15 protein-coding genes and 5 pseudogenes are annotated in these 15,859 nt (G+C 59.9%); 4 read left to right on the top strand and 16 right to left on the bottom strand.

Annotation, left to right across the window (positions count from 1 at the left end):
- Positions 1-2: 2 nt before the first annotated feature.
- The 7 genes and pseudogenes from LB545_RS09110 to LB545_RS09075 form a co-directional block, all read right to left on the bottom strand.
- Positions 3-866: an ABC transporter permease subunit gene (locus LB545_RS09110; protein WP_140551984.1), complete on the bottom strand. Its 864-nt coding sequence runs from the start codon at positions 864-866 to the stop codon at positions 3-5.
- An 81-nt stretch (positions 867-947) separates the two neighbouring features.
- Positions 948-2,177 (bottom strand): urea ABC transporter substrate-binding protein, encoded by a 1,230-nt coding sequence (locus LB545_RS09105; RefSeq protein WP_224704895.1) that lies wholly within the window; start codon positions 2,175-2,177, stop codon positions 948-950.
- A gap of 17 nt (positions 2,178-2,194) precedes the next feature.
- Entirely contained in the window at positions 2,195-2,839 is a 645-nt protein-coding gene (locus LB545_RS09100) for an ANTAR domain-containing response regulator (RefSeq protein WP_140646432.1), read from the bottom strand.
- Positions 2,836-3,996, bottom strand: coding sequence for a transporter substrate-binding domain-containing protein (locus LB545_RS09095; RefSeq protein ID WP_140581640.1), 1,161 nt, complete (start codon positions 3,994-3,996; stop codon positions 2,836-2,838). The genes LB545_RS09100 and LB545_RS09095 overlap by 4 nt, the downstream gene beginning before the upstream one ends.
- 194 nt (positions 3,997-4,190) lie before the next feature.
- Positions 4,191-4,700: pseudogene (locus tag LB545_RS31160) on the bottom strand (TOBE domain-containing protein); the annotation flags it as partial.
- A gap of 349 nt (positions 4,701-5,049) precedes the next feature.
- Positions 5,050-5,562 (bottom strand): ATP-binding cassette domain-containing protein, encoded by a 513-nt coding sequence (locus LB545_RS09080; RefSeq protein ID WP_224704893.1) that lies wholly within the window; start codon positions 5,560-5,562, stop codon positions 5,050-5,052.
- Complete coding sequence (locus LB545_RS09075) at positions 5,555-6,106, bottom strand: hypothetical protein (protein ID WP_140581646.1); 552 nt, start codon at positions 6,104-6,106, stop codon at positions 5,555-5,557. Before LB545_RS09075 ends, LB545_RS09080 begins: the two co-directional genes overlap by 8 nt.
- A gap of 177 nt (positions 6,107-6,283) precedes the next feature.
- Here LB545_RS09075 and LB545_RS09070 point away from each other — a divergent pair, with 177 nt between their 5' ends.
- Positions 6,284-7,249: an IS110 family transposase gene (locus LB545_RS09070; protein WP_140581648.1), complete on the top strand. Its 966-nt coding sequence runs from the start codon at positions 6,284-6,286 to the stop codon at positions 7,247-7,249.
- A 264-nt stretch (positions 7,250-7,513) separates the two neighbouring features.
- Here LB545_RS09070 and LB545_RS09065 read toward each other — a convergent pair whose 3' ends face one another.
- The 5 genes and pseudogenes from LB545_RS09065 to LB545_RS09045 form a co-directional block, all read right to left on the bottom strand.
- Positions 7,514-8,515 carry an IS481 family transposase gene (locus LB545_RS09065; protein ID WP_140581651.1) on the bottom strand — a complete coding sequence of 334 codons (1,002 nt, stop codon included), beginning with the start codon at positions 8,513-8,515 and terminating at the stop codon, positions 7,514-7,516.
- 58 nt (positions 8,516-8,573) lie between these two features.
- Entirely contained in the window at positions 8,574-8,846 is a 273-nt protein-coding gene (locus tag LB545_RS09060; protein ID WP_140581654.1) for a hypothetical protein, read from the bottom strand.
- A 1-nt stretch (position 8,847) separates the two neighbouring features.
- Positions 8,848-9,522 carry a hypothetical protein gene (locus tag LB545_RS09055; RefSeq protein WP_318012531.1) on the bottom strand — a complete coding sequence of 225 codons (675 nt, stop codon included), beginning with the start codon at positions 9,520-9,522 and terminating at the stop codon, positions 8,848-8,850.
- A 23-nt stretch (positions 9,523-9,545) separates the two neighbouring features.
- A complete protein-coding gene (locus LB545_RS09050) occupies positions 9,546-10,115 on the bottom strand; it encodes a hypothetical protein (RefSeq protein WP_318012530.1) in 570 nt (189 codons plus the stop codon).
- A gap of 303 nt (positions 10,116-10,418) precedes the next feature.
- A pseudogene (locus tag LB545_RS09045) lies at positions 10,419-10,766 on the bottom strand (FAD-dependent oxidoreductase); the annotation flags it as partial.
- Positions 10,767-10,792: 26 nt separating this feature from the next.
- On the opposite strand from LB545_RS09045, the pseudogene LB545_RS09040 reads away from it, so the two are divergent.
- A pseudogene (locus LB545_RS09040) lies at positions 10,793-11,125 on the top strand (hypothetical protein); the annotation flags it as partial.
- Positions 11,126-11,435: 310 nt separating this feature from the next.
- Here LB545_RS09040 and LB545_RS09035 read toward each other — a convergent pair.
- From LB545_RS09035 to LB545_RS09025, 3 genes and pseudogenes are all read right to left on the bottom strand, one after another.
- Positions 11,436-12,269, bottom strand: coding sequence for a hypothetical protein (locus tag LB545_RS09035; protein WP_140581659.1), 834 nt, complete (start codon positions 12,267-12,269; stop codon positions 11,436-11,438).
- A gap of 151 nt (positions 12,270-12,420) precedes the next feature.
- Positions 12,421-12,573: pseudogene (locus LB545_RS09030) on the bottom strand (IS3 family transposase); the annotation flags it as partial.
- Position 12,574: 1 nt separating this feature from the next.
- Positions 12,575-12,755, bottom strand: a pseudogene (locus tag LB545_RS09025) (IS3 family transposase); the annotation flags it as partial.
- 435 nt (positions 12,756-13,190) lie between these two features.
- Here LB545_RS09025 and LB545_RS09020 point away from each other — a divergent pair.
- Together LB545_RS09020 and LB545_RS09015 are read left to right on the top strand one after the other, a co-directional pair.
- A complete protein-coding gene (locus tag LB545_RS09020; RefSeq protein ID WP_140581661.1) occupies positions 13,191-13,892 on the top strand; it encodes a hypothetical protein in 702 nt (233 codons plus the stop codon).
- 142 nt (positions 13,893-14,034) lie between these two features.
- Complete coding sequence (locus LB545_RS09015; protein WP_224704892.1) at positions 14,035-14,610, top strand: hypothetical protein; 576 nt, start codon at positions 14,035-14,037, stop codon at positions 14,608-14,610.
- On the opposite strand, the gene LB545_RS09010 is transcribed toward LB545_RS09015, so the two are convergent.
- Positions 14,607-15,530 carry a nucleotidyltransferase and HEPN domain-containing protein gene (locus LB545_RS09010; RefSeq protein WP_140581899.1) on the bottom strand — a complete coding sequence of 308 codons (924 nt, stop codon included), beginning with the start codon at positions 15,528-15,530 and terminating at the stop codon, positions 14,607-14,609. The genes LB545_RS09015 and LB545_RS09010 overlap by 4 nt on opposite strands.
- Positions 15,531-15,859 lie beyond the last annotated feature (329 nt).

Genomic DNA, 15,859 nt, shown 5'->3' with positions numbered 1-15,859 from the left:
GCCTACGCTCGGTCCTTGAGGATCAAGCCGGTGATGCCCTTGGGCAGCAGGCGGATGACCAGGATGACCGCCAGCAGAAGGCCGATCTGCCCGGCCAATTGGCCTTGCCAGGACGTCAATGAGGCCTTCACGACCGCGAGCAGCGCCGCGGCCGGAGCGGTTCCGATGAAGATGTCGGCTCCGCCCACCACGACCGTCACGAAGGCCTCCATGATGAACGTCGTCCCCATCGTCGGCACCATCGTCATGGTGGGGGCATAGATGCCTCCGGTCAGGCCGGCCAACGCCGCGCCGATGCCGAAGGTCAGGGCGTAGACGCGGTTCGTGTCGACGCCGAGCGCGCTGGCCATGTGCGGCGCCTGGATGGTCGCCCGCGCAAGCACGCCGAAGCGGGTCTTGTTGAATATGAAATAGAGGAGCAGCAATACCGCCAGGGCGGTCGCGATAAGAACCAGCCGGTAGTAGGAGAAGGACAGGTTCCCCACCGTGAAGCTGCCGAGCGGCGTGCCGACGCCGCGCATGGTCGGACCGAACAGGATGAGCGTACCCTGCGAAGCGATCAGGCTCACGCCCCATGTGGCGAGGATGGAATCGAGCGGTCTGGCGTAAAGCCTGCGCACGATGAGCCGTTCTATGACGATGCCGACCAGTCCCGCGAACAGGCTGCCGCAGATGATCGCAAGGGGCAGCGGTATGCCCCAGCGAACCGCGAAGACGGTCACATAGGCGCCGCACATGATGAATTCGCCATGGGCGAGATTGATGACGCCCATCATGCCGAAGATGACAGCGAGCCCGCAGGCCGACAAGACGAGGAAAGCGAAGGCGTCACCGAACTGGTAGGCCGACGATACGAGTGCTGTCATGAACTGCATGGGCGGCTCCGGTCCAACAGGCGGGCATGCCGCCGGGCGGGCACGACGATGCGCCCGCCCGGCAAGTCGGGTCTACTGCTTGGGCGGAGGATTGGATGGCGCGTACTGTTCCATCGGGTCCGACTTCGTCAGGTCGCAGCCGGCTTCGCCCAGCCAGTATGGCTTGATGTCTTCCCAGACTTTCGGGAAGTCGATCGAGTGGTCCTTGTTGACATGGGCGAGAAAGATGGTGTGCGACATGTGCTGGCTCTTCGGGTCGAGGCAGACCTTGCCGGACGGGCCATCGAAACAGACGTCGCCCTGGGCGATGACCTTGCGCAGATCGTCACGCTTGGTCGAACCGTTCGCGCGCTCCACCATCTCCTTGTAGAGATTCATGGCGATGTAGGAGTTCGCGGCTTCCTGGTTCACGTATGGCTCGTTGGGGAACTTCGCATGGAACTTCTCCAGGAAAGCCTTGCTGGCCGGCGTGTCGACTTCCTCGATGTAGTTCGTCGTCACATACATGTTGGCGAGGCTCGGCGGGGTGAAGCGCTTGTGCTCGTAACCCTGGCCGACGTTGACCGATGACGCCATGGGCAGACCGAGATTGGCCGATGACGCCTGTTCGTAGTAGGACGCCTGCGCGGCGCCGACTAGCAGCGTCACGACGAAGGAAGGCTTCGCGTTCTGGATGTTCTGGATGGTCTGCGAGAACTGCGAGACGCCGAGCGGGATGAACTCCTCGCCGACCATCTCGCCACCATTCTCCTTGACGATGTTGCGGACCCATTCGGCAGAGATCTGGCCGAAATTGTAGTCGGCCGCGATCGTGTAGACGCGCTTGCCGTACTTCTCCATCATCCAGGGGATGAGGGTCGAGAACTGCTGTTCCGGCACGGCGCCGGTCACGATCATGTGCGAGTCGCACACGCCGCCTTCGTACTGGTTGTTGTAGAAGGCCAACCCGTCAAGCTGGTCGACGATCGGGCGGTAGGCTTCGCGCGAAGCCGAGGAGAAGCCCGCGAAGACGACATCGACCTTGTCGCGCTGCAGTACGCGGCGCATGAACTCCTGGTATCTGTTGTTGTCCGACTGGGTGTCGTAGATGACCAGCTCGATCTGGCGCCCGGCAATGCCACCCGCCTTGTTGATCTCGTCGGTCGCGAGTTGGATGGCGTGGACCTTGCCGATGGTCGCCGCGGCGAAGTCGCCCGACTGATCCTCGAGAACGCCGATCTTGATCGGGTCCGCGGCGTAGGCCGCTCCCGAGAGGGCAAAGGCGCATGCCAGCGTCCCGGCCCGTAACCACTTTGCAGTCATATCGATTTCTCCTCCGGTTACAGTTTTTTTGCGTAGGGTAAGCCTGTCCCGATGGGCGGCTCGGCTTCATCCAAGTCGGGACCATGGGCCTGGACGAACGATGCACAGAACTCCTCGATGCTTTGCCGCGAGCGCATGCTTTCACGACGTAGATGATCGTAGGCGGCAGCGTGGTCGCTGCCGGTGCGTTGCATGACGATCAACACCGCCCTGACCAAGCTCCTGCGCAGGAGCCGGCGCCGCTCGTATTCCTCGACACGATCGGCGAGATAGCGCCGGCGGCGGAACTCATTGATGCCGACGAACAGCGCCGAATAGACGGTCGCCCGATGGACCGGCTTGCGCAGGGTGGCCGTCGCGCCAAGTTGCATGAGCCACCGCAGCCGGCTTGGCGCCTCGACGCCGATGATGCCGATGACGGGCAGGCAGCGGCTGGGCTCCGATGCTCCCGTCTCGACGGTGACGTTGAGATCGGAATCGATGAACAGCACGTCCTTGTCGCTGGGATCGATCTGGATCTTGCAGTCATTGATCTCGGCGGCGGCGGAAGAGATGCCAAGCTTCGCCAGCATATCCAGGAGCTGTTCCACGGCCGCGGGCTGCTCCGTGGCGATCGTGGCGCGATAGCCGATGAAATTTTGGATGATCCGCGGCTCGCTCATTTGATTGACCTCAGCTTCGGAACGCTGTTGCGGACCGCGTAGCGTGGGGTGGTCTGAACGAGATACGGATCGGGCTGGACGGGACGGTTTGCCTGCCAAAGGATTTCGAACTGGCCCGAGGCTTTGGATCGGCCGATGCGTGGCGTCAGAAAGGCGTGATTGGTGGGGCCGTCCACGCTGACCGTTCCCTGAGGAGCGTCTATCGAAAGCGTGGGAAGCGTGAGCCGCACGGCTTGGACGTCGTCCGACCCGGCCGCGGCGATAGCGGCTGCGAGCATCTTCACCGCGACATAGGAAGCCTCGGCATCCGCCGATGGCGCGGCATCCTGCCAGCGTCGACGGTAGGCGCCGATGAAACGGCGGTTGGCGGGGGTGTCTATGGAAGAAAAGTACACGCTCGAGCTGATGTGCCCATCCATCGCGCGGTCGCCGATCTCGCCCAGTTCGGGTTCGGAAAGGCTGCAGCCGACGGCAGGCATTTCGGCGGGCTGGTCGATGCCGCGCTCGATGCACGCGGCGCGGAAATCCTGGAAGAAGCGGTAGGCGCTGGTGCCGATCAGCGTGTTGAAGATGAAATCCGGCCTGGCGTCGAGGATCGAGGCGATGGTCTTGGAGAAATCTGTGTCGCCCACCGCGTGGTAGCGTTCGGCGAGGACGGTTCCGCCGGCTACCGACAGCCCCTCGCGCAGGATGCGGTTGTTCTCCCAGGCCCAGATATAGTTGGAGCCGATGCAGTATGCCCGCCGGCCCATATGGGTAAGCAGGAACTCGATCAGCGGAATGATGTGCTGGTTGGGCGCCGCACCCGTGTAGACGACGTTGGACGAACTCTCGAACCCCTCGTAATGCGAGGGATACCAGAGCAGCGCGTCATATTTCTCGAAGAGGGGGATAACGTCCTTGCGGCTGGACGAGGTGTAGCAGCCGACGACATGGCGCACGCCGTTCCGGCCGAGAAGCTCTTGGCTCGAAACGGCGTACTGGCCGAAGGAACCTGCCGGATCGGCCACGATCGGCACCAGGTCGAAAGGAAAGTCGGGAGACGCCCTTATCTCATCGAAGGCGAGCATCGCGCCGTTGAACATGGAACGCGAAACCACGCCGTAAGGCCCGCTTTGCGAGAACAGGACGCCAATATGGTACTGCGTTCTTGCCATGACCCCCTCGACGCAAAAAGACGCCCAACAGTCGGCACTGTGGGCGTTCTTGCCATCAATATGTCACGCAATTTTCGCGCTGCATGGGCTCATTTGCCCTGCGCATTGTCATACTTCAATGAAACATTAGCCGTGTCAAGCATCGATGCGGCGGCCTCTGCAAACGCATCGCGGTCCGGCGATCGGGAGAATGCTCAGCCGCCGCCGATCAGCACCGCGTCGGCAGGCTCGACGACTACGGAAACCGCGCTGCCGTCGGCGATCAGCCTCGTCGTATCGGGCGATGACACAAACAGTTCCATGGCGGGATCAACGAGGCCGACGCGGTATTCCATATGGTTTCCGAGATAGGACGATTTCAGCACGGTGCCGGCAAGGCTGTCCGCCGCGGCGGCGAACTTTCAGCCGCGCCGGTCCCGCCTGGACTCGACATGCTCGCCGTCCGTCGGCCACGTCACCGGTATGAGGTTGGCGTCGCCCATGAAGTCGGCGATGAAGCGGTTGTCCGGCTGGTTGTAGAGCTGGCGCGGCGTGCCGTCCTGCGCGATCTTGCCTGCATTCATGACGATGATGCGGTCGGAGACGGCCAGCGCTTCCTCCTGGTCGTGGGTGGCGTAGGCCACGGTCAGCTTCAGCTCCTGCTGGAGATCGCGGATTTCTTCGCGCACGCGCCGGCGCAGCTTGGCGTCGAGGTTCGACAACGGCGACGCGCTACTTGCGCGTGAAGTCATGTGTGAGGCCGTCGCACTCTGACGGTCCGAAGTCGCCTGACATGACCCACCTCCAATTCAGTACGATCGCCCTCCACGGCCATACTGACGATCTCGGCCACCACGTCCAGTACCCGCCGCCGCCACTGCGGCAGCTAATGCGAGCACTGTCGCCACCGCAGCCCTCGGTAACATTGATCGGTGAGGCAATAGGAGGGGTCAATTTCTCATTTCGCCTGACATGGAGCTTGGCAAGCATCGGAGCCGCCGCGCTCTGAAGAGCTAGCCAAGCGGCTCGCCCTTAACTCGTAACGAGCCGTTGGGTGCGCTGACAGAGCAAACGTCACGCTGCCTCCCCTAAATGATGAGCGGCGGCGAGCCGAGTAATGCTGCCGCGATCGAGATCTTCGCACGGGTGCCGAGCGAATTCTCCGATCGGCCGATCGAGCCACGGGTCGAGTGCGAGCCGCGAGACGAGATCGCTACCAGGCCAGCCGGTAGCGCTCCAGGAACGGATCGAGGCGACGAGTTCGAGATATTGCCGCCCGGACAGGAACGGCGGCAGGTCCGGGGCATCGATGGCGAGCCCGAAGCGAGCCTTGGCGCGCTCCGGCGCATGCGCCAGCGCGATGTCGTCGATGGTGACGGTTCCCGATCGAGGGCGGATCTGGCCGGTCATGGTTTTGATCAGGGTCGATTTGCCGGAACCGTTGGCGCCGAGAAGCCCAAGAATGTCCCCACGCCGCAACGTGAGGTCGATATCGGTGATTACCAGCCGTCCGCCATAGCCGACGCTGAGGTCCGACAGGGCCAGGAGGGCCTGGTCGGCGTGTGTCTTGTTGGTCATCTCATCCATGATTGTATCTCTGCCGTGCCCAGTACCCTAGCCACAGCACCAATGCGGCAAAACCGATGATAACGGTGCGGCCGTATTCCAGGGATTCGTAGCTCGTGTAGGCGATCGCTGCCAGGAAGCTGATGGATGCGACCAGCGGCGTGTTCAGGAAATACGCCGCGAACACCGCATAGGTGCCGTTGAGGATCAGCAGCCACACTCCGCTTGCAGCCGGTATCGCCCATGATGATGGCTCGGCCGCCAGCGCGGCACTGGCGGGCACGAAGAAGAATGCAGCCAACAGTATCAGTGGAAGCTGGATGAGCCGCAACCACGCTCGCGCAAAACCGATCGGTGCGGTGCGCAAGACCGGCGAGCCGAGAGGATGACAGCGCAGGCAGAGCATGAAGACAAGCAGGCCGCCGGCAAGACCGACCGTAGCCCCCACTTCGGCATGATGTTGGACCAATGTGGTGGCTGCCGAGACCGCGGCAACCAGCTTGTCGCAACCGTGGCGGTGACAACACGCCATGTCGGCGTCAGTTGGCCGGCCGGCAGGCACCAAGCCCATGCGCTCAGCCGAGCTGGTCGGCCGCGATCGAGGAAGCCTAACGCTACATGTTTAGATGGGGTATTCGGCTGTCCGAGCCCCTCGTTTCCCCGTTGAGGTGCTGCGCTTCGAGCTGATGGTAAACGTGGTCTGTTTTGGAGCAGCCACAAGCATCAGATGGAGAAGCGCAGCATGTCATATTATGTTGGCCTGGACGTCTCGGTCAAAGAGACCTCGGTTTGTATCGTGAACGACGCCGGCAAGATTTGCCGTGAGACCAAGATCCCGAGCTATCCCGACGATTTGGTGAGGTTGCTCAATGATCCTGCGATGCCAGCGACTCGCATCGGTCTTGAAGCCGGGCCGCTGTCACAGTGGCTGTTCAGCGGGATGGCGGAAGCCGGGCTACCGGTGGTTTGCATCGAGACCCGGCACACGAAGGCCTACCTGAAGGCGCAGGTAAACAAGAGCGATCGCAACGACGCCCGTGGCATTGCCCAGATGATGCGGGTCAACTTGTTCCGACCCGTGCATGTGAAGACGCTCACCAGTCAAAAGCGCCGGGCTTTGCTGACTGCGCGCAAACTGTTGCAGGAAAAGGCTGTGGCAATCGAGAATGATATCCGGGGGCTGCTGCGCAACTTCGGGCTTAAGGTTGGCATTGTGAGTGTAATCAAGTTCGGCGAGCGTATCCGTGAGCTTGTCGATGGCATCTCGCAGGGAAAATATTCGATTGTGAAGGGTGACCCTGTTTGCAGACGATTGATGACCGTGCCCGGGGTGGGTCCCGTTGTTGCGCTGGCTTTCAAAGCCACGATCGACATTCCGGCACGCTTCAGAAATTCGAAGGCTGTGGGTCCTTCTCTCGGTTTGACGCCGCGGCTGCATCAATCAGGGGAAGACCATCGCGTCGGACGTGTCTCACTGTGCGGCGACGCTATGATGCGGACGCTGCTTTATGAAGCCGCGCAAGTCTTGTTGACCGTCGTGAAGAAGTGGTCGTGGTTGAAAGCGTGGGCGATGAATGTTGCCAAACGCCGTGGTCGACAAAGGGCTACAGTCGCTCTTGCACGCAGATTGGCGGTCATCATGCACAGGATATGGATTGACGGCAGCGAGTTCCGCTGGGCTCGAGAAGATACGCCAGCGGTGATGTAGCTGATTCATCGAAGAACAGAACGCAACGACCAATAACGGAATCCGCCTTGGGGTGGATAGATGTCCTTCGCGGGACGGAGGATGAGGAAGAGCGTGCCGGGACTCGTGTCGGCCATGGCAACATGGTGAGAACGCTGTTTAGATTGCTCCCTTCATTCCAACTGATCCCATCCTGGGAGGGCCAAAGCGCCGATCCCGAAGAGAAGCGAGGCCCCGCGAAGGCACCAAAACCCCTTGGATGAGGGAGCTCGAAAGCGCTTGACTTCAACACGCCGAATAGAGAAGTCCCGGCATTTGCTGGATCGGGTTGAGAGTGAAGCGCTCGGGCTGGGAAGCCCATGCCTTGCAGATGAACTCGTAGGGGGTGAGACCTTTGAGGGTCTTGAGCCTGCGACCGAAGTTATAGGCTGTGACGAAGTCGGCAAGGTGCCGACGCAGTTGGTCGTGATCGTCGTAGTGGAAGCGCTTGACCGTTGCGTCCTTGATGGTGCGGTTCATGCGCTCGACCTGGCCGTTGGTCCAAGGATGCTTTGGCTTTGTGGTCCGATGTTCGATATCGTTCTTGGCACAGGTGTATTCGAAGGCATGAGCCCGGAATATCTCACCGTTGGCGATCGCTTCCTTGATCAGTGGAACGGCCGAACCGCCAGCTCCTGGCGTGGTGAACTGTATGCCGTTGTCGGTGAGCACGGTATGGATCTTGTAAGGGACGGCGGCAATCAGGCGTAGCAGAAACTCTTTGGAAATGGCTGTCGGAGCCTTCTCGTGCAGTTCGACGAAGGCAAATTTCGAGGTCCGGTCGATGGCGACAAACATGTGTAGCTTGCCCTGCTCGGTTCGGACCTCCGCGATATCAATGTGGAAGAAGCCGATCGGATAGGCCTTGAACGTCTTCTTCGCCGGCCTGTCGCCTTCGACATCCTGCAATCGGCCGATGCCGTGGCGCTGCAGACAGCGGTGCAATGAAGAGCGTGTCAGATGCGGGATTGTCGGCTGCAATGCGTAGAGGCGATCATCGAGCGGCAGCAGCGTGTGCCGGCGAAAGGCGACAATAACGGCTTCTTCCTCGACAGACAGAACCGTCGATCTCGGCTCCCTGGGGCCGGTGGGTAGATCGGCGGTCGAACTCCGCTTCTTCCACTTAGCGACCGTCTTAGGATTGATGCCGTAGCGCTTCGAAAGCGTCCTCAGGCTCGCTTGACTATGCTGTATCGCTCGACGGATCGCCTCTGTCGTTGTGGCGCTCCCATGCAGAACCTGGCCCATAGCGCATCCTTTGATTCGGACGACAATGATGAACCATCAAAACCTGGGATCAAACATTCTAATCGGTGCGAAAGTCTGTCGCGAGCGTCGCGTGGCTCATGCGAAGCTGGGCGATCGCGGTGTTGGCGGTCACCTCTTCAGTCCCGGCTACGAACCAGTCGACCATACGACGTGCAATCTCGCGCGCAAAATCGCCGCTGGCCGAACCCGACATCGATCCATCGAGAACGATGGCCAGGACGGCGTCGCCGCAGATGCCTATGCCTGTATGGTCTCGGTTGTCGGCCGTCCGCGTTCCTTGGCGGCAATGCCACTGGATTTGCAAGGTCATGTCAGCGCGCTTTGAGGGTGCTGATCGCGACCAGCCGCTGGTAAACGATGTCGACACGGCCCGCCGGTCCGCGAATGTTTCCCTCAAGGAAATGGTCGAAGTTCGGATCGTTGAGTAGCGCCGCAATCTGTTTGGCGATGTAGACCCGGATCTCCGGCTCTGCTTTCGCGATCTCCTCGACGAGCTCTTCCCGCCCGTCGACCAGAAGGAGAATGTCCTCGGCGTCTCGGCTGCCGATGAGGTCGCCTTCGCCTCGTCCGCGGTAAGCCTCCAACTTGGTCGCGACAAACAGCTCCGGAGTAAGGCGCCGGATCTTCAGCGCCTTCTCCAGCTCTTCTGGCACGGCCGTCTCGATCCCTTTTGCGTACCAGCGATTGCTGAAGCCCAGGATCGCCTTGTCGTCCGGCATGAAGTCTACCTTGAACTCGCCAAGCTTCATGCGGCAGATGACGGTGTCATCAACCGCTTCGGTGAAGCCGCGTGCGCGCAAGTGCTCCGTCAGCTCGACCCATTCTGCAAAGCCAGCGAGATCGACGATCAGGTCGACATCGTCGGTCGCTCTCACCCCTTCGAGAACGATGGGGTCGGTGATGTAGAGCGCGGTCGTGCAGCCGCCGACGAAGACCAGACGCGCGCGCAACTCCTCGCCGAGCGCCTCGGCGACGGTCTTCAGCATTGCTTTCAACTGACCCTGGACTGTCATTCCAGCCTCTGTGCGAGCAGGTCGGCGGCGTGCTTGCTTTCGCGCTGATTACCGATGCGGATCGCGTCGATGAGGGCGAGATAGGCATAGAGCCGCTTATCTTTCTCGCAGGCCTCCGGCACGCTTTTGAAGAGCGGATCGACCGATTGACCCATGTCTTTTGCGTGCGCGTACGGCCAGACGCAGATGAGATTGCCGGCGCTGTGCAGGGATTCACGCAGCACGGGGGCGGCGAACGCCGTCGGCAACCCACGCTGCATGGCGCCGGGTTTCGCCGGAAAGACGAATTTCAGACCGTGGACGATGAACTCGCGCAGATGGCGCCGGCTCGGTTTGGTCCGACCTGTCTTCCTGTCCTTGATCGCGAGGCCCGACACGATGCTGCGCTTGAGCGAAGCGCTGATCTCGGTCTTGCTGATTCCGAGTGCTGCTTCGAGAGCGCGCACGGAATAGGGGTCCTCGCCCGCGGCTAGCCCGGCCGGTGGAGATTCATGACCGATATCCTTTGCGTCGTCCTCCAAGCTCGCTAGCTTGAAAAGGACGACAACATCCTGGCTCTTCATCATCAGCGCCGTCCTCTGTCCTCGGACAGAGGACACTAAGCACTGCGCAGCCCCCCTGTCAACGATCCCGCCTGTGAAGCGGGTTGAGCGGGCGGTACAGCAGCGCAACCGGTCTTTAAGCTTTGTCCTCAGTCCCGGGACAGCGGACAAGCATGGGATTGGCGGAGCACACCAGGATAGCGGCTCATGTTCCGTTCCGACACTGCGCCGATTACCAAGAACGGCGGTCCTGTCGCCTCACACGACGGCGTACTTCCTTCCCCACAATTCGAAAGCTCGCATTCCGCCTTCCATTGTTTCGGGTTAACCCTCGCATCCGGACCAGGTGCGGATGACCGCGACCCGCGCGATTGCCGGCACCAGCCGCGCGACCGCGCGCAGTTGCAGCGGAAGGCGCGTGGGATCGGCCGTCGCATGGCCCGGCTCCAGGTCCACCTGCACCCTTTTGGCCGCGCCGCCGAACACGATATTGCCCCGCTCGACTTGACGGAGATAGGCGCCGTGATCCTTGTCGTGGGTCCAGATGCCGACCACTGGCAGGATCCGATGCGGCAGCGGTTCGGTCACCTCCATCTGCGGGCCGCGGGCATCGAGCGGAACCTCTTCGCCGAATTGTTCAGCGATGCGCGCGCCCCAGGCTCCGGCGGCGTTGAGGTGCGCAAGCTGCGCTAAACCTGTTGGAATTCAGCCGCTACATTGACAATAAGGCCGATCTCATTCCGAACTATGCCGAACGGCACCGCTATGGCGAGGTCGTTTCGACGGCTTTCGTCGAGTCAACGTTCAACCAGGTGATCGCCAAGCGTTTCGCCAAGAAGCAGCAGATGCAATGGACGCCGCGCGGCGTCCATCTCCTGATGCAACTGCGAACCCGCGTCTTCGACGGCAATCTCCACAACAACTTCAAGCGCTGGCGCGAGACGCGGCAGAAATCTGAAAAAAAATGCACTCAAGCCGGCCGCCTGATGACCCCCAACTTTTTCATGCTCCCCAGATTGACCGTGCGGCCCTGAACCAGCGCCAGGATCAGAACCGCCAGCGTTTCCAGTCGCGAATCGCGCAGCACGAAATGACTTTTTGGGGTCTCGACGAGGCGGCGTGAACCGTTGCTTGACATGGGAGGATCCTTTTGGCGAAGAATCCCCTATTCAATCACTTCAAACCTTCCTCGCCCTTGACGTCGTGTACTGTGGCCGAGGCAGGGGTGCGTGAGCTTTTCGCTCAGGCGCGCACCGGTGCGTCACTGTCGCATTTCTAACTTGCTGTCGATGTCGCGTCTCTAATTCGCTTGACACAAATAGAGATTGGAAACGAGACTTCGAATTACCAAAATTCTCGTTCGGAATTGTTCTCGAAATCGTAGATCTCGCTCGCCAATCTGTTCTGCAATCGCTCCATCTCTTTGACTGTCTGTCCGCCGGAAAGACCGTTACGCTCGATGCCATCGCAGGCTTTGGCCAAATTCTCGGCGGCATCCTGAATTGATTCGGTATCATAAGAGCACAGGAATTCCGCTGTGCATTCTTCATCTGCAACGGTCTTGGCCCGCTTGAGCGCCGCTTTGGCCATTTCACACCCGAACCGATTTAGAACCATGGTCTGCGAGGGCTTGGTGCTGACCCAGTACGCGGGGTCTCTGAAGAAGCCCGTCAGGTTCTCGAACGTCAGATCCCCTGCAATCTTGTATATCCCCAGAGCGTCTTTCGTTATTGCAAGATCGTGTTTCCTGGCGAGGCTCTGGACAACGGACAAATTGTCCTCCGAGATGGTCGGGACGTTCAGAACCCAGTGCCCCTTTGTGAACTGGAGATAGCCGAATATGGTATCCCCATCCTTGGGCATAAGAGCCACAGCGTTTATTTCCTCTCCCTTCACACCACATTGCAAACAGCCGAATATTCCAAGGGCTCCAAAATGCGCCTCTGCAGGGTCTTTGTCGGGAGCGGGAAACGCAATCTGGTAGAGTCCTTGCTTATCATGATGGACGGTGAAGACCTGCACCTTCTCGTTCTCTCCCGTATAGTAGATGTCATCCAGCGGCTTTTCGGGTTTGAAGTTGGCGGGCATCTGATTGAGTGGCTCGCTCTCCACGCAGCCGATCAAGAGCAGTGCAGCCGCTAGACTGCTGATGGTTCCCAACGAGGACAGGATTTGCACTGTACGCCCCAGCACATGTTGCGCGGGAACAGTAGCACAGCCGAAACTGGGCTAGAACACCTACTTAGGAAGGTAGCAGCGCACCGCTGAGAGGGCGCCGGCACGCGGCCAGTGAACCGCGCCTGGTTTGCCGGAGGCTATTTCGTTTGAGTCATGCTGCCATGGCCGGCTCTTCCGGGACGGCATAGTAGCGTTCCTCGCCTTCGGCCGGCGGGATGTTGCCGACGGGTTCCAGCAGCCGGCGATTGTTGAACCGGTCGACCCATTCCAGGGTAGCGAACTCCTCCGCCTCGAAGGATCGCCAAGCCGGCGCGCACGCCACCGTCCACCTCCGCCTTCTTGACCCACTCATTGAGCGACTGCGCCGTGCAGCCGACCTTGGCCCCGATCGAACAAACCGCCGCCCAGCGCGACCGATGCTCGCTCTCGTGATCCAAAACCATCCGCCGCTCGGGCGCGGACCTCCGGAGAAAACCTGTTCGTCATCTTGCTTGTCATGGCTCCACTTTCTCAAGGTTCGGAGCCTCCGGCAAACCCGGCGCGGTTCAGGACCTTTGGTGGAGTCCAATTTCGCACGCCGATTTACAGAATGCGTATGGAATCGCTCTTTCTTACTCTGATGCATTTCAGTTGTGGCCGCGCCGAGTGCTTTCGCTGCCATCTTGAGGTCGTCGACGCCGTGAAAGATCAGCCGTACAAAGTTGTGCGCTGCACCTTCGTCGTTGGGAGGTCATGCTTGATAGTTCCAATCGTCAGGGATTCCCCTGAACCGAACACACTACTCCCTTCGGCTAAAATGACTTCCTGAGATTGGAGCTGTATTCTGGTTCTTTTCGAAGGAGACAGCTGGTCCGACGCGGTACGGATCGCCAATTCCAGGTCCAGCCCCGCGCCGTCGCAAAAGCAAGCAAGGGGGTCCATATGACTGACCACACATTGATCCATGGAACGGCTTCGATAGGCCGTAACATCCTATGGTGTGCAGGGATCGTGTTGGCGAGTTTCCTCAACCTCGCGCCTGCGGCAGCGGCAGATGCTGAAGCATCCGCCCGGACAGCGGGACAGACTGCCGCGACATCGCAGCTCGAAGGGACCTATTCAGTCCAGGGGACCAATCCCGACGGCTCGCGATATGCGGGTGCCTGCAAGGTCACGAAGGTCGGCGAGAACCGCTTTCGGTTCGAATGGTCAGTTGGCAATAGCTACAAGGGCGAAGGCTTGCTGAAGGGTGATATCCTTACCGTCGACTGGGGAAGCGACGCGCCCGTTATCTACCAGGTGAGACCGAATGGAAAACTTGAGGGGAGTTGGGCAAGGGGCCGGGCAACAGAGGTCCTCGCCGAGCGGAAAACGGTCGTAACCCGTACTCCCGATGCCGCGGATGGTTCCGGTTCGGTGTCTGATCCGACCGTTGAGGTGATGAAAGGCATTCTTACAATACTGGGAGCGGCTGCATTGAGGAAGGCGCAGCAGTCGCCTGGCCCCGGCGCCGACGATTCCAATGCGGCAATCGAGGAAAACCGCAAGACAGAGGAAGAGATGCGTGAAGATCAAAGACACTGGAACTGCCTGACCGCGCAGGGCTTAGGCGACGAGTCGGGAATGGCACTCAACGGATGCTAGAATCCTTCCGTGCCAACGGGAAGGCGAGGTGCTTGCGGTCGGCAAGGGCGGACTCGGAAAGGCTGTAGCGCTTAACTGGATAGCCGCCCAAAGCGGAGCTGCCTATTGAGAAGTTGCGCAGCATACCAAGGCTATCAGGCCGATGTTCCTGATGCTGCACGACGCCTACGGCGTCCAAAAGAACAGCAAGCACACATATGACCTTGCCAAGGATTGCATGAAATTTTTTGGGCGCCCGATGCGGCCCGACGCGTCCGTTGCTCGTGGACGAATATCAGAACTTCACACCCACTGTTTTGCGGGAGCTGCTGCATCTTCAGGAGCGATGCGGCTTCGCTTTACTGCTCGCCAGCAACACTCAACGGTTAGCGGCACGAGCCGTGATATCCACGCTATGAATCAGATCGAAAGCCGTATCGGCATTCGTTTCGAGATCGGGCAGCCGACGCGGGAGGATTGCGTGAGGATCGGCGCCGAACACAACGTTGAGGGGAGCCGACGCCTACGAGGCAAACGCCACCTACGGGCGAAACACCTCCCTTCGCGCGCTTTGCCACCTGTCCAGAACTGCGCCCCCGCCACCAGCGGCGACGGCAACATTCGTCTTCCCCGAATCGAGACCATGCTTCGCGGCAGGTCGTGCGGCAGCGACACTAAATTCGGACGACGACAGAAAATTCCGGACATCACACTGGAATTGGTGCGATGGCGAAGTTAGCCCGCTCGCTGATCAGCCGTATTTGCCTCGCTCCTCAACTTTTCAAGCCGTGATCGGCAGATCATTTCGATACGATCGATCAACTCGGAGACCCGCTCGGCAAGCCACTGGAGCGCTTCGCGAGTGATCTCGAAGTGCCTCGAATAGCGCGCTTTCACATAAGCCTCGTTAATGACGTTGAACCAAGCTACGAAACGCTGCTGGTCGCGGGGCCAAACTTCGGCAAGTTCCTGTGCTTGATCTTCAGCGAGGCTGCGGAGGAATTTAACGTTGTGAGAGGCAGGGCTGTAGTTCGTTAAAACCAATAACAACACCGCGTAGGCCTGCTCGATTGATTGGTGAAGGAGAAAGGCCGCTTCCTTGAAGTTGGATTCGCTGAGAAGAAATCCAGCTGTCTTTGCAAATACTCGGGCGTGCGGCAGCCTGTCTTCGAGGTGTTCGGCCGCTAATCGGAATGCATCGGCCGGCTTTGTAGGTGCCGGATGCGCCAGCGGTTCCTCGTCGAGCTCGTAAAGGACAATTCCCTCACGACGGATGTCGACGAAGAAGTACTGACCCTCCCTGAGGGCAGTGTTCACCTCCCGGCGAGAATGCACAATGAAGCTGACTGGCGTGTTGATTTCGCGCATCAGGCGGTCTGCGGCCGTCTGCCAATAGCCGGCGAAATCGGTCAGTTTGCGATTGTTCACCACCACAAGCAGGTCGAAATCCGAACGGTAGCCCTTTCTGGTATGCGGCTCGTCGACCCAGCCACCACGTGCATAAGACCCGAAAAGTATGATCTTGAGAATGCGCCCGCGCTTTTTGAAGTCGGTCGTCCCTCCCTTGAGGGCATCCTCAAACTCCTCGAGGAGCAGCTCAACCGTCTTTCTCAACTCGCGCTGCTTTGGTGGCGGGAGGTGGTCGATGCTGGATTTCATAAACAAGGATCTGTCGTCCATCTTGTGTGCATAGCCGAGACGAGGCCCCGAATCCACACACTGCCTCGTTCGGCCGAATTGAGCAACGCACACAGTGCGGCATCAAATGGAAGAGTTGTTAAGTCAGCATGCTAAACATTGCAGAGGGATTTAAGCTCATCACGCATCACTGCAATGTTGGGGATTTCCTCAATACATGCCCCACTATTTCCCAGCGCTTTTATCTGCGGAGGGTCCGTCCCGCAGCGTCACTCTCCGTCGACGCATAAGCGAACAGACTTTTACCTCGGAAAGATGTCGGCGAACTCATGCGGAAGGGGGGCGGCGGT

The organism is Mesorhizobium sp. BR1-1-6 (assembly GCF_020165355.1).
Classification (GTDB): Bacteria; Pseudomonadota; Alphaproteobacteria; order Rhizobiales; family Rhizobiaceae; genus Mesorhizobium.
Note: the sequence above shows the minus strand (reverse complement) of the source record. Positions and strands in the feature narration are given on the sequence as shown.

What these genes read in the sequence shown, in the direction of transcription:
- LB545_RS09110 (WP_140551984.1), bottom strand. Translation starts at nt 866, where the DNA reads ATGACAGCACTCGTATCGTCGGCCTACCAGTTCGGTGACGCCTTCGCT.
- LB545_RS09105 (WP_224704895.1), bottom strand. Translation starts at nt 2,177, where the DNA reads ATGACTGCAAAGTGGTTACGGGCCGGGACGCTGGCATGCGCCTTTGCC.
- LB545_RS09100 (WP_140646432.1), bottom strand. Translation starts at nt 2,839, where the DNA reads ATGAGCGAGCCGCGGATCATCCAAAATTTCATCGGCTATCGCGCCACG.
- LB545_RS09095 (WP_140581640.1), bottom strand. Translation starts at nt 3,996, where the DNA reads ATGGCAAGAACGCAGTACCATATTGGCGTCCTGTTCTCGCAAAGCGGG.
- LB545_RS09080 (WP_224704893.1), bottom strand. Translation starts at nt 5,562, where the DNA reads ATGGATGAGATGACCAACAAGACACACGCCGACCAGGCCCTCCTGGCC.
- LB545_RS09070 (WP_140581648.1), top strand. Translation starts at nt 6,284, where the DNA reads ATGTCATATTATGTTGGCCTGGACGTCTCGGTCAAAGAGACCTCGGTT.
- LB545_RS09065 (WP_140581651.1), bottom strand. Translation starts at nt 8,515, where the DNA reads ATGGGCCAGGTTCTGCATGGGAGCGCCACAACGACAGAGGCGATCCGT.
- LB545_RS09060 (WP_140581654.1), bottom strand. Translation starts at nt 8,846, where the DNA reads ATGACCTTGCAAATCCAGTGGCATTGCCGCCAAGGAACGCGGACGGCC.
- LB545_RS09055 (WP_318012531.1), bottom strand. Translation starts at nt 9,522, where the DNA reads ATGCTGAAGACCGTCGCCGAGGCGCTCGGCGAGGAGTTGCGCGCGCGT.
- LB545_RS09050 (WP_318012530.1), bottom strand. Translation starts at nt 10,115, where the DNA reads ATGATGAAGAGCCAGGATGTTGTCGTCCTTTTCAAGCTAGCGAGCTTG.
- LB545_RS09020 (WP_140581661.1), top strand. Translation starts at nt 13,191, where the DNA reads ATGACTGACCACACATTGATCCATGGAACGGCTTCGATAGGCCGTAAC.
- LB545_RS09015 (WP_224704892.1), top strand. Translation starts at nt 14,035, where the DNA reads ATGTTCCTGATGCTGCACGACGCCTACGGCGTCCAAAAGAACAGCAAG.
- LB545_RS09010 (WP_140581899.1), bottom strand. Translation starts at nt 15,530, where the DNA reads ATGAAATCCAGCATCGACCACCTCCCGCCACCAAAGCAGCGCGAGTTG.